General features: G+C 75.0%; 10 protein-coding genes and 2 pseudogenes. 3 read left to right on the top strand and 9 right to left on the bottom strand.

The features are described 5' to 3' along the window. The 5 genes and pseudogenes from EDJALFJO_RS30330 to EDJALFJO_RS30310 form a co-directional block, all read right to left on the bottom strand. Positions 1 to 293: pseudogene (locus tag EDJALFJO_RS30330) on the bottom strand (hypothetical protein); the annotation flags it as partial. Positions 294 to 546: 253 nt separating this feature from the next. Further along, positions 547 to 843, bottom strand: coding sequence for a hypothetical protein (locus tag EDJALFJO_RS30325; RefSeq protein ID WP_143448876.1), 297 nt, complete (start codon positions 841 to 843; stop codon positions 547 to 549). A 98-nt stretch (positions 844 to 941) separates the two neighbouring features. Continuing rightward, positions 942 to 1745, bottom strand: a complete 804-nt coding sequence (locus EDJALFJO_RS30320; RefSeq protein WP_088290158.1) for a GntR family transcriptional regulator — start codon at positions 1743 to 1745, stop codon at positions 942 to 944. 14 nt (positions 1746 to 1759) lie between these two features. After that, positions 1760 to 2944, bottom strand: a complete 1185-nt coding sequence (locus EDJALFJO_RS30315) for an FAD-dependent monooxygenase (RefSeq protein WP_088290156.1) — start codon at positions 2942 to 2944, stop codon at positions 1760 to 1762. A 25-nt stretch (positions 2945 to 2969) separates the two neighbouring features. Next, positions 2970 to 3488 carry a pyridoxamine 5'-phosphate oxidase family protein gene (locus EDJALFJO_RS30310; protein WP_088290154.1) on the bottom strand — a complete coding sequence of 173 codons (519 nt, stop codon included), beginning with the start codon at positions 3486 to 3488 and terminating at the stop codon, positions 2970 to 2972. A gap of 155 nt (positions 3489 to 3643) precedes the next feature. On the opposite strand from EDJALFJO_RS30310, the gene EDJALFJO_RS30305 reads away from it, so the two are divergent. Genes EDJALFJO_RS30305 through EDJALFJO_RS30295 form a run of 3 tightly spaced genes read left to right on the top strand, consistent with a single transcriptional unit; the run spans position 3644 to position 7697 of the window. After that, the gene (locus EDJALFJO_RS30305) at positions 3644 to 4867 is read left to right on the top strand and encodes a CoA transferase (RefSeq protein ID WP_233150121.1); all 1224 of its coding nucleotides are present in this window, start codon (positions 3644 to 3646) and stop codon (positions 4865 to 4867) included. Continuing rightward, positions 4864 to 6540 (top strand): thiamine pyrophosphate-binding protein, encoded by a 1677-nt coding sequence (locus EDJALFJO_RS30300; protein WP_088290150.1) that lies wholly within the window; start codon positions 4864 to 4866, stop codon positions 6538 to 6540. Before EDJALFJO_RS30305 ends, EDJALFJO_RS30300 begins: the two co-directional genes overlap by 4 nt. Then, positions 6537 to 7697, top strand: a complete 1161-nt coding sequence (locus EDJALFJO_RS30295) for a DUF3500 domain-containing protein (protein WP_198950784.1) — start codon at positions 6537 to 6539, stop codon at positions 7695 to 7697. Before EDJALFJO_RS30300 ends, EDJALFJO_RS30295 begins: the two co-directional genes overlap by 4 nt. A 39-nt stretch (positions 7698 to 7736) precedes the next feature. On the opposite strand, the gene EDJALFJO_RS30290 is transcribed toward EDJALFJO_RS30295, so the two are convergent. The 4 genes and pseudogenes from EDJALFJO_RS30290 to EDJALFJO_RS30275 all read right to left on the bottom strand — a co-directional run. Then, positions 7737 to 8927 (bottom strand): FAD-binding domain-containing protein, encoded by a 1191-nt coding sequence (locus tag EDJALFJO_RS30290; protein WP_233150120.1) that lies wholly within the window; start codon positions 8925 to 8927, stop codon positions 7737 to 7739. Positions 8928 to 8969: 42 nt separating this feature from the next. Continuing rightward, entirely contained in the window at positions 8970 to 9725 is a 756-nt protein-coding gene (locus EDJALFJO_RS30285) for a DinB family protein (protein WP_088290148.1), read from the bottom strand. Positions 9726 to 9866: 141 nt separating this feature from the next. Next, positions 9867 to 11285, bottom strand: a complete 1419-nt coding sequence (locus tag EDJALFJO_RS30280; protein WP_088290146.1) for a DUF2252 domain-containing protein — start codon at positions 11283 to 11285, stop codon at positions 9867 to 9869. Between the two features lie 76 nt (positions 11286 to 11361). After that, a pseudogene (locus EDJALFJO_RS30275) lies at positions 11362 to 11959 on the bottom strand (hypothetical protein); the annotation flags it as partial.

Raw genomic sequence — 11959 nt, 5'->3', positions numbered from 1 at the left:
GCCGTGGGGGTGGTGGCGGGAGCCGTCGGTGCCGGCGACGAAGGCCGGTCCCGACTGGTCCGCTCCTCGGTCCGCAGCGCGGCCGCGGCCCGGAGGGCGTCGGCGGCCAGGAGGGCGTCCTGCTCGCCGGCGACGACGGTCTGGACGGTCGGCCCCGCGCCCTGGTCGGGCCAGAGGGTGACGCCCAGGGTCACGCCGAGCAGCGCTGTGCCGACACCGGCAGCGACGAGCGGGCGGGGCAGCTGGCGCGGGAGACGCGGGAGACGCGGGAGCGAGCGCTTGACGGGCTCCACGCGGTGACGGCCTCGGGACACGAACTCTCTCCCGCTCGGGAACGGCTAACTCGGACATCCTAGGCGGGATCACCGAGGTCCATGATCGACGACACGGGGGGACGAACCGGACTTAGCGACACTGTGTGCCGACGTTGTCACGGAGACGATCCGGGCGTGCTCCGGCCGCGTTATTCGAACCGGACGCGGGGTTGCCGACATGCCGGAGAAGTGTGACGGGCGTCACGCCAGAAGATCGACAACTGCCCGGGTGTCACCACCGCGGACGGCGCCCGCTGGAGCGGGGCGGCCGGTCCGGGTTCTCGACGGCCCTGGCGGGCTCGTCGGGGCGGCGGACGTCGCTCGCCTCGACCCAGTCGGTCCGCTCGGCGCCCCAGGGGTCGGTCCACGTGACCTCGACGGCGTCCCGGGTCCAGGCGACCGCGAGGCCCTGCTCCTCGGTGGCGTGACCGGCGTGCCAGCGGATGGTCGCGAGGACCGGGATGGGCTCGGGGGCCCGGGTCACCGGCCCGGTGGGCTCGGTGCGGCGGAAACGGGGGACGGCGGGCACGAGGACCTCCATGCAGACGCTGGAACGGCTCGACCCACCGTTCCCACGGTACCGCAGGTTCGTACGTGTGTTCGAATTCCGTCCCGGTGCGGTGGCTGTCAGGCTCCGGCCGCAGGCAGCCGGCGGCGCGTCGGGCGGTCCTCGCCCTGCTGCGCGGCGGCGTCGGCGGCGGCCACGACCTGCCGGACGGCGGCCCGCAGCAGCGCCGGCTCGTACCCCGGGTCCATCGAGGCGAGCAGCGTCACGGCGGCCCGCGACAGGTGCTGCGCCAGCAGGCGTCCGGCGGCGGGGACGTCGGCGTTCCGGCAGTGCTCGAGCAGCTGGGCGTGCTCGCGGGCACCCTGGGACCAGCCGCCGGTCTCGTCGGCGAGGTACACCCGCCGGTACCGGGACGTGTGGTCGGCCCACTGCGCGAGGACCTGTCGCATGGGTGGCTCGACGTGGTGCACCAGCAGGGCGTGGAACCGCTGGTGCCGGCTCTCCCAGGTGTCGAAGTCCTGGCTGCGCGGGTCCGACAGGGCCGGCAGCAGGTCCTCCATCGTCGCGAGCTCCTCCGGCGTCATCCGCGGCACGCTGACGGTGAGCGCGAGCGACTCGTTGGCCACCCGCAGCGCGTAGACGTGCTCGACGTCCGTCAGCGAGATCGGCATGACGTGGCAGCGCTGGTTCACCTGGGCGGCGAGCAGGCCCTCGCGCTCCAGCATGCGGAAGGCCTCCCGCACCGGGCCGCGGCTGACGCCGTAGTCGGCGGCGACCCTGGACTGGGCCAGCTCGCTGCCCGCGGGCAGCTCACCGGTGAGGATCCGGGCGCGGAGGTCGTCGTGCACGACCTGCGTCGACCCGCGCATCCCGGGGTGCAGGGCGACCGCCGGTCTGCCCCGGGGGCGCGTCGCGCCGACCATGTCCTCTCCCCCCGTCACCGGCCCGGCTCGTAGAGCCCGAAGATCAGGCGCGGGTCACCGGGGGTCAGACCGCCGCCGAACTGCGACGTGTCCCCGATGGCCCGGGTGCGTGCCAGGAGGTCGCTGCCGAGCCGCAGCTGCCGCTGCTCCCAGGAACCTAGCGCGGCGGGCACGTCGCCGTCGTGGGCCACCAGCTCCTCGGCGAGGACCCAGCCGTCCTCGGCGGCCTTGGCCGTCCCGGCCGCCGCGTGCGGGCGCGCGGCGAAGGCGGCGTCGCCGAGGAGGCAGACCCGGCCGAACGCCATCCGTGGCACGTCCAGGTCGAACACGGCCTGGATGAACGGTTCCCGCACCGCCGTGACGAAGCGGGCGACGGCGGGCGCGAGCAGCTCGCGCGCCTGCTCGCGCATCTCGCCGACGAGCTCGTCGCGGACCAGCCCGGGCGGGACCGAGACCGGCCGCCGCTCGCCGGCGCGGTCGGTGAGGACGTCGGCCAGCCGGTGCTCGGGGACGTTGCGGTACCAGACCATGTTCATGAGCCGGTGGCCCACGCCGACGGAACCGTCCGTGGCGGGGATCGGGTAGACGAGGATGTGCCCGCCCGGCAGCTGCTGGTACGTCAGGGCGTCGTGCAGCCGGTCGAAGGTCGCGGTGTCGAGCTCGGCCTCGGGGAGGACCCCGCGCCAGGCGACGTACCCCGCGTAGCGCGGCGCGGCCCGGGGCAGCAGCCGGCGCCGTGACGCCGAGGAGATGCCGTCGGCGCAGACGAGCAGGTCGGCCGTGCGCACCTGCCCGTCGGCGAACGTCACCCGGACGCGCTCGCCGTCGTCCTCGAAGCCGACCATCTCGTGACCGAGGTGGTACCGCTGCGCCGGGAAGGCCGCCAGGAGCGTGCCGTAGACGGCGTTCCACGAGGAGAAGACGTAGTGGTGCTCCTGCTCGTGCGCGACCTCGCCGTCGGGGCGCAGGAAGCGGATCCACCCCGTCGTCGAGCAGAACTCCTCGAGCGGGACCCCGGCCCGCCCGACCGGGTACCTCAGTGTCTGCTCGAGGGCGGCGATGCCGGCGCCGCGCGCGGTCAGGGCGCTGCCGGACCGCTCGTAGACGTCGACCTCGCAGCCTGCGTCGCGCAGGACGCAGGCCGCGGTCAGGCCCCCGATGGAGCCACCGACGACGACGACCTGCGGTGCGCGTTCCACGGGCCGGCCGACAGCGCCCGCGACCTCAGGGCCGGCCGAACGTGGCGACCGAGTCGACGCTCATCTCGAAGAGGACGCGGCGCTCCTCGAAGGACGGGTCCCGCAGGGCGTAGACGTCACCACCGGTGTACTTGTTGAAGATCCGGTTCAGCTGCGCGGCGACCCGGGGACCCTCGACAGGGTCGTCCTCGGAGACCTCGCGGGTGACGGTGCCCTTGATGCTCAGCCAGTGGTAGGCGTTCTGCGGGTTCATGAGGAGGAACGTCGCCTGCGGGTTCGCCCGGAGCCAGTCCACCTTCTTGCGGTGGGTGGCGAGGTTCAGCAGGATCGTGTCGTCCTCGTAGTCGAACCACACCGGGGTCAGGTTGGGGCGCCCGGTGCTGCCCATGACCGCGATCGTCGCCGTGACCGGCTCGTCGATGAGCTGCCGGTAGATGGGGTCCAGGTCGGACAGGCTGCGCGCGTGCTCGCGGTCCCCGACCGTGAACTGCCCCGCCTGGGTGCCTTCGGACACGTCCTTGAACTTCGCCACGGTGAACGACATCGCCGTTGGGTCCTCCGTCCCGGTGCCGGCCACACTGCCGACAGTTCCGAGGAAGGCTAATGAGGAGGCTGATCCAAAGTCGAGACTTCCGAACGACTTCTCCCCGGGCTAGCATCGCGGATGCCGTCAACTGTCGACAGTTTGGGGCCACGGGTGTGACGGGTCCGCTGAACGGTCTGCGCGTCGTGGATCTGACCCAGGTCCTGTCCGGGCCGTTCTGCACGATGGTGCTGGCCGACCTCGGGGCCGACGTCGTCAAGGTGGAACCGCCCCAGGGCGACGTGTCCCGGGCCTGGGGGCCGCACCCGGCCGCGGCGGGCGGCGCGCCGGTCGAGGGCGGCTACGGCGGCTACTTCGCGAGCGTCAACCGGAACAAGCGCGGCGTCGTCCTCGACCTCAAGACCGAGGAGGGCCGCGCCGGCCTGCACCGGCTCCTCGACGGCGCCGACGCCGTCGTGGAGAACTACCGGGTCGGCGTCATGGAGCGGCTGGGGCTCGACTACGAGACGCTGCACGCGCGGCACCCGCGCCTCGTCTACGTGTGCGTCAGGGGGTTCGGGGACCCGCGCACCGGGGCCGGTCCGTACGCCACCTGGCCCGCCTTCGACATCGTCGCGCAGGCGATGGGCGGCCTCATGGGCATCACCGGCAGCGACGCGGACCACCCGACCAAGGTCGGGCCGGGCGTCGGCGACATCTTCCCGGGCGTGCTGGCAGCCGTCGGGCTGCTCGCCGCCGTGCGGCACGCCGAACGCACCGGCGAGGGCCAGCTCGTCGACGTCGCCATGTACGACGCGGTCCTGTCGCTCTGCGAGCGCGTGGTCTACCAGCAGTCCATCACCGGTGTCCCGCCGCGCCCGCAGGGCAACACCCACCCGCTGCTGTGCCCGTACGGGGTCGTCGCGACCGGCGACGGCTTCGTCACGGTCGCCGCTCCCTCGGACCACCACTGGCGGCTGCTCACCGAGCTGATCGGCAGCCCGGGGCTGGGCACCGACGCGCGCTACGCCACGAACGAGGACCGGTTGTCCCGTGCCGGCGAGGTGTACCGGCACATCGAGGCCTGGAGCCGGGCCCTGACCACGGAGGGCGTCGTCCAGGTGCTCGGGGGGCGGATCCCGTGCGGCCCCGTCGCGTCCGCGGCCGACATCCTGGACGACCCGCACGCCCGCGCCCGGCAGATGCTCGTCGACCTGCCCCACCCCGGCGGGTCGACCGTGACCGTGGCAGGGGCGCCCATCAAGTTCACGGCGACGCCGACGCCGCCCTTCCGGCCGGCACCGCTGCTGGGCCAGCACACCGACGAGGTCCTCGGCGCCCGCGCGACCGGGGCGACCGGTGGCGCGGGCCGGGGCGCCGCGGAAGGGACCGACGGATGACGGACGGCAGCTTCTCCGCGGACGTGGCGCACGCGCTGCGCGACGCCGGCGTGCGCCGGTTGTTCGGCGTGCCGGGCGGCGGCGCGAACCTCGAGCTCATCGACGCCGCCGCCGCACTGGGGCTCGACTTCGTCCTCGCGCACACCGAGTCCGCCGCGTGCGTCATGGCCGCCGTCCACGGCCGGCTCACCGGCACGGTCGGCGCCGCCGTCGTCACCCGCGGGCCGGGGGTGACGAGCGCGGTGAACGGCCTCGCCCAGGCGAGCCTGGACCGCTACCCGCTGCTCCTGCTGAGCGACACGGTCCCGCAGGACCAGGCGGACCGGACCGCCCACCAGCGGCTCGACCAGGTGGCGATGTCGGCACCGCTGACCCGGTGGAGCGGTCTGCTCGGCTCCCGCGCGCCGTACAAGGACGTCACGGCCGCGGCGGCGCTCGCGCAGCGCCCCCCGGCCGGCGCGGTCCATCTGGCGCTCGACCCGTCCGTCCCCGGGGACCTCGTCGTCGAGCCGGTCCGCACCGACGGCAGCACCGACGGCAGCACCGACGGCCCCCTCGAAAACGGCCCGGACGCCGTCCGGGCCGCCTTCGCCCGGGCCCGGCGACCCGTCGTCCTCGTCGGGCTGGACGCCGCCGACCTCGGTGCCCCGCTGCACGCCGCCCTCGACGCCGTCGGTTGCCCGGTGCTCACGACGTACCAGGCCAAAGGTGCCGTCCCCGAGTCGTGGCAGGGCTACGCGGGGCTGTTCACGGGGGCCCGGATCGAGGCCCCGCTGCTCGAGCAGGCGGACCTCGTCGTCGGGGTGGGGCTGGACCCGGTCGAGCCGGTGCCCGGCCCGTGGCCGTACCCGGCCGACGTCGTCCTGCTCCACCGCCACCCGGTCGGCACCGCCTACTTCGGCGGCCGCACGCTGCTGCACGTCGGCGAGTACGGGACGACGCTGCTCCCCCTGCTGGCGGACCTGGTCTCGACGTGGCCGGCCGGGGCCGGGGCGCGCGCGCTCGCGGCGGGCCGTCGGGCGCTCGACGCGCCGGGCCCGGGCCTGCGCCCGCAGGACGTCGTCCGCGCCGTGCGGGACGAGGTCGGCGACGTGCCGGTCACGGTCGACGCGGGCGCGCACATGCTCGTCGCGATGGAGCTGTGGCAGACCGACCGGCCGGCGCACGTGCTCATCTCGAACGGCCTGGCCACCATGGGTTTCGCGCTGCCCGCGGCGATCGGCGCCGCTCTCGCCCGGCCGGCCGGGCGGGTCGTCTGCCTCGTCGGGGACGGCGGGCTCGGGATGGTCCTCGCGGAGCTCGAGACCGTCGCGCGGCTCGATCTCGACGTCGCCGTCGTCGTGTTCAACGACGCGACGCTGAGCCTCATCGAGCTCAAGCGGTCCCCGGAGGTCGTGGACACCCGGCCGGTCGCCTACCGCCGCACGGACTTCGCGGCGGTGGCTGCGGCGATGGGCCTGCCGTCGGGCGTCGCCACCGACGCCGCCGGGATCCGGGCGCTGCTGGCGCAGGTGCCCCGCGGGCCGCTGCTCGTCGACGCCAGGGTCGAACGGGGGGCCTACCGTCAGGTCATGGCCGTCATCCGAGGGACGTCGGCCCCGCCGCCCGAGGACGCCGCGCCGGCGCCGGATCCGGATCGTGCACCGACGACAGACGAGGGGAGCCGACGATGAGCGCCGTCGACCGAGCCGTGGACCTGCCCGCCCGCCGCGACGTGGCCGTGAGGATGGCCGACGCCGCCGCGGCCTGGCTGGACGCCCTGGACGCCGGGCAGCGCGGGCTCGCGACCGGGGCCGTCCCGGCGGACGACGCGACGGACGCCGAGCGCCGGCGCTGGTTCTACACCCCCACCGACCACGGCGGGCTCACCTTCCACGGGCAGCGCCCCGCCCAGCAGCGCGCGGCCATGCGGCTCGTCGCGACCGGGCTGTCCACCGCGGGCTACGTGACGGTCGCCCTGACGATGGGGCTGGAGAACGTCCTCGACCACGTGGAGGGGTTCGTCACCCGGTTCGACCGGGAGCGGGCCCGCGACCCGCACCTGTACTACCTGCGCGTCTTCGGCGAGCCCGGGGGAGCGCAGCCGTGGGGCTGGCGCTTCGGCGGGCACCACGTCTCGCTGAACTACCTCGTCGTGGACGGCGCCCTCGTCGCCACGACGCCCTGCTTCGTCGGCGCCGACCCCGCCGTGTCCCCGCTGCTCGGCGGCGCGCTGCACCGCCCGCTGGGCCGCGTCGAGGACCTCGGTCGTGACCTCGTGCGGTCCATGCCTGCCGACCTGCGCGCCCGGGCGGTCCTGCTGCCCAAGGCGCCCCCCGACCTCGTCACGGCGAACCGGACGCGGGTCGCCGACGGCGACCGTCAGGTCCCGCTCTCCGGGGTCTGGCGCGACGAGCGGTTCCCCGACCCCGCCGAGGCGGCCAAGCTGCAGGTCCTCAGCGACGCGATCGACGCCGCCGCCGGGTTCGAGGAGGCCGACCTGCGGGCCGTCGAGTACACCAGCGCGCCGAAGGGCGTCGCCGTCGCCGACCTCGACGCCGAGCAGAAGGAGCTCGTTCGGGCCCTGCTGGGGACGTCCTTCGGGCGGGTCCCCGACGCCGTCGCGCCCACCTGGCACGAGGACGCCGCGGCGCTGGACGCCGTCCACGTCGCCTGGGCCGGTTCGCTCGAACCCGGTGAGCCGCACTACTACCGGCTGCAGGCACCGGGTCTGCTCGTCGAGTGGGACAACACCCAGCGCGGCGCCAACCACGCCCACTCGGTGTGGCGCGACCCCGACACCGATTTCGGGCTCGACGTGCTGGCGGCGCACCGCGCACGGCACCACTGAGTCGTCACCCGGTGAGGCACCCACCCAGCCGGAACGGGCTCACCGCCGGGCCCACGTGCTGAACGACTGCAGGGACCCGGACCCGGGGCGGCGCAGCCACGGCCACGGGTGCAGGGCGACGAGGTCGAGCGCGGCGGCCCGGTGCTTCCAGCCCGGCACCGGCGTCCACGTGGCCGCGAGCGGCCGGCCGGCGAGCTCGACGGCGGGGTCGCCGAGCCGCACCTCGACGCCGAGCTCCGCCAGCGTCTCGGCGAGGAACACCAGGCGCTTGCCCGACAGCCGGAGCCGCGCCAGGAGCGGCTCGTCGAGGACGAAGACCGCGGGCAGGTCCGGGTGCGCGGCGAGGGCCGGGTCGGCGTCCCCGAGCGACTCCGCGGTGAGCCAGACCGCCTCCGGGGCCCCGAGGACCACCGGCTCGTCCGGGCCGGCGTCCGTGGCGCCGCCCGACAGCCGCGGGTCGGCGGGCAGGGCCGCCCCGGCCCCGGCCGCGGGCCTGTCCTCCACGGGGCAGGCCGCCGACAGCGGGCAGGCCCGGCACAGCTGCGGGGCACGCCGCTCGACCTGCCACCGGCTGAAGCCGTACGGGCGGCCGGTCGCGGTGCCGACGGTCCACTGCCAGCCGAGCAGGTTCGCGGCCGGGGAGCCGTCGAGCAGGTGCCGGTACATCTCGTCGGCGCCCTCGAGCCAGTCCCGGCCGGCGCGCACCCCGTGCTGGGAGGCCAGCCACATGCGGGCCTGGTTGACGAGCCAGCCCTTCTCCCGCAGCTCGGCGGTCGTGGTCGCGAGGCACGGCAGATCGGGCCGCCACGGCTCGCCGTCCCACGGCACCTCGGGCAGCGGTGGCGCGTAGCGCAGGGGACGGCGCAGCGCCCGACCGAGCCGGGCGTAGACGTGCCGCGCGTACTCCTGCCACAGCAGCTCGTCGCGGAACTTCGCCCGGTCGCGGTGCGGCGCGTCCGCCACGGCCTCCCACACCACCGGCAGCGGGAGCAACCCGTGCCGGATGTACGGCGACAGGCCGGTCGCGCCGCGGGCGCTCTCGGGCAGCACCGTGCTCCGCCGCGCGGCGTAGCCGGAGACGTCGAGCGCGGCCAACGCCGCGTCCGCGGCCGACTGCCCGCCGCGCAGCGGGGAGGCGGCCGGCTCGTCGCACGTCAGGTGCCCGAGGTGGGTGCGCACCCAGGCCACCACGCCCGGCCGCTCCGAGGGGATCGCGGGGAGGGTCGGCACCGCCCCATCATCGGCGCCCCCGGCCCGGACGACATCCCGGGGCTACGCGGGTGCCGCCCCGAGCGCGTCGAGGTCGCGGACGGCGTAACGGTGGTGCTCCCACTCCTCCTCGAGGATCGTGTGCAGGCAGGAAAGGGTCGTCTCCGGGTACTCGGGCGCCCACGGGTTCCTGCGGGTCACGGCGAGGTCGTCCGGCGTGACCGCGGCGAGGAAGTCCCGGACCATGGCGACGCGGCCGGCCCGTGCCTCGAGCACCTCGGCGAACGACGGCGTCTCGGTGGAGAACACCGACATGTCGTTGCCGTCGGCCTCGAACTCGACGTTCGGCTGGCCGAGCGGGTGGTAGGGCTGCTCGACCTCCAGGACCGCCCGCCGCAGCCACACGTCCGTGGCCATGACGAGGTGCCGCAGCGTCTGCGCGAACGACCACTCGCCGTCCACCTGGACGTCGACGGCGCCTGCCGGCATCGCCGCGGCGCGCTCCACGGTCGCCGCCCAGGTGCGCTCGAGCGCGGCCCAGGCGGCGCGCAGGCCGTCCGGGTCCGCGGCGCGACGCTGCGCACGACCGGGATACCGACGGTCCAGCTCGGCGTCGACGAGGGGGGCCACGTCGACGCCGTTGACGAGCAGCGAGCCCTCGCCGTCGAGCAGCCACGGCGCGTCGATGTCCGCGCCGCTCACGTCGACCCCGCGCATGACGACGCCCGACAGGTCGCCCCGGACGAAGCGCGCGCCCCGCAGGTCCGCGTCGACGAACCGCGCCCCCTGCAGGTCGTCGGACCGGGTGAACGACGCCATGGTTCCTCCTCGCCGGGGCCACCGGGAGGCTGTCCTCGGTGCCCTCCTCGTCCGTGAGTGGGTCGACCATCCTGCCCGGGGCGGCGCGGTCGTCGCCAGCGGACACGGCGCGGGCGCCCCGCGCAACGCGGTCTGTGCCCGTCAGACACCGGTCTCGGCCGGGACCCGGCCCCGCGCCACCGCCTCGACGAGCGCCTGGTGGTCCCGCTCGTTCTGGTCCGCGTAGGCGGTCGCGAAACCGGCCACGGCCACGTCGAAGCCGGCCTTCTTGCCGAGGTAGGCGGCGATGCCGACCCTGTCCCCGGAGCGGGCGTGCGCCCGGGCGAGGGTGCCTCCGCACAGCCGGGCGTAGAGCGTCAGGCCGGGCACGAGCATCCGGTCGGTGTCGGCCGAGCCCTTCCAGTCGCGCAGCTGCCGGACGTAGTAGTCCTGGTGGCCGCCGTCCGCGGTGCGGATGCGGTCCCAGCCGAGGAAGATGTCGCTGGTCGCCTGCAGGAGCCGCTGGCCCGCGACGACGCGCTGCCCGTGGTTGCGGTACCGGCTGGCGCCGGCGAACGTCTCCAGCACCGACGTCGTGGCCTGCTTCGCCTGCAGCAGCAACGGGTCCTGGTCGTCCCGGCCGAGCAGGAGCAGGATCCACGCGCGGGTCCCGACGCTGCCGACGCCGACGACCTTGCGTGCGACATGGACGAGCCGGAACTGCTCGAGCAGGTGCCGGCGGTCGGTCTGCAGGCTGCGTCGGTAGCTCCGCAGCAGGTCCACCAGCACGTGCTCGACGCCTGAGCGCGCCGCCCCCGGCGGCAGCAGGTCCTCGAGGGGGACGACGAGGGGCGGGTCGGAGCGGATCCTGCGGTGCCCGTCGACCTCCTCGGTGAGCTTGGTGAAGGCCTGGAGGTTGTCCCGGGTCCGGATCTTCGCCAGGTCGCGTCCGGTCTTCTTCAGGGTCTTGCGGCTGAGCACGCCGTCGGCGTCCGCGCGGAGCCGTTCGAGCAGGTCCTCGAGCGCGACGTGGGCGTACCAGACGTCGAGGTTGCCCATGCCTGCCGCCTGCCGCATCCGGGTGCGGTACTCCCCGAGCGCCGCGAGGACGATGTCGCGGCGGTCCGCCGGCGCGAACCCGCGGTCCCGGCCCGCGATCTCGAGGCTCGCCGCGAGCCGCTTGACGTCCCACTCCCACGGGCCCGGGTGCGTCTCGTCGAAGTCGTTGAGGTCGAACACGAGCCGACGTTCCGGTGAGGCGAAGGCGCCGAAGTTCGACAGGTGCGCGTCGCCGCAGAGCTGGGCCACGAGGCCGGACACCGGGGACGGCGCCAGGTCGGCGGCCATCACGGCGGCGGCACCCCGGTAGAACGTGAACGGGGACAGCAGCATCCGGCCGTAGCGGATCGGCACCAGCTCCGGGACCCGGTCCCGGGCCTGCTCCTGGAGGATGTCGACCGGGTCGCACCGGCCCGCCGGCGGCGCCCAGCCCGCGTGGGCCGACAGCGGGACCGCCTGGCGCGCGGCCTTTCCCGCGGCTGCCCTGCCCTCGACGTCGAGCACGGTCCTGGGTCGGCTCATACGTCCTCCTGCTCGACGACGCGGCGCTGCCCGGCGCCCGTGCAGCGCAGCGTCCGTGCGCCGCTCGGCGGGCGGTTCACGCCGTCACGGCTCCCGCCCGGGCCATCCGGAGGTCCCGCACGGGCCGGTACCGGTCGTAGAGCACGACGATCAGCGAGATGAGCAGGACGAAGAACAGCGCGTGGTCCAGGTGGAAGTGCCTGCTCAGCAGGCTGGCAGCGGCGACGGTGAGGGCGTTGAGGCCGCAGACGGCGAGGAACGCCAGCGCCGTCCGTTCGATGCTGCGGCTGCGCCGCGCGAGCGCCAGACCCACCGCGGAGTTCACGACGAGCAGCACACCGACCGACACCACGGTGTCGAGCGGGGTCATCGTCGAGCCCGGCAGGATCTGCGCGAAGTCGATGCAGACCAGCCCGACGAGCGCCACCTTCTGCGCGAGGTTGGCGTCGAGCATCCGCCAGTTCAGGGCCCGGAAGGCGCTGCGCTCCGCAGCGGTGTCGAGCTCCTCCGGCAGCCGAGGGGCCACGAGCGACGGGGGGTGGTCCGCGGGCGGCAGCCGGTGCGTCACCACCCACCAGCCACCGGCGCACAGGATGGCGACGGCCGCTGCCAGGCTCGGCAGCACCCAGGTGTGGGCGGCGGCCTCGTCGGTGAAGTCGAGCTGGGCCACGTGG

Source organism: Kineosporia sp. A_224, from assembly GCF_002198655.1.
In the GTDB taxonomy this organism is placed as follows: Bacteria; Actinomycetota; Actinomycetes; order Actinomycetales; family Kineosporiaceae; genus R-H-3.
Note: the sequence above shows the minus strand (reverse complement) of the source record. Positions and strands in the feature narration are given on the sequence as shown.

Bases quoted from the DNA above. Each gene is read 5' to 3' on its own strand.
- EDJALFJO_RS30300 (WP_088290150.1), top strand. From the start codon at position 4,864: ATGACGGACGGCAGCTTCTCCGCGGACGTGGCGCACGCGCTGCGCGAC.
- EDJALFJO_RS30320 (WP_088290158.1), bottom strand. From the start codon at position 1,745: ATGGTCGGCGCGACGCGCCCCCGGGGCAGACCGGCGGTCGCCCTGCAC.
- EDJALFJO_RS30310 (WP_088290154.1), bottom strand. From the start codon at position 3,488: ATGTCGTTCACCGTGGCGAAGTTCAAGGACGTGTCCGAAGGCACCCAG.
- EDJALFJO_RS30295 (WP_198950784.1), top strand. From the start codon at position 6,537: ATGAGCGCCGTCGACCGAGCCGTGGACCTGCCCGCCCGCCGCGACGTG.
- EDJALFJO_RS30280 (WP_088290146.1), bottom strand. From the start codon at position 11,285: ATGAGCCGACCCAGGACCGTGCTCGACGTCGAGGGCAGGGCAGCCGCG.
- EDJALFJO_RS30285 (WP_088290148.1), bottom strand. From the start codon at position 9,725: ATGGCGTCGTTCACCCGGTCCGACGACCTGCAGGGGGCGCGGTTCGTC.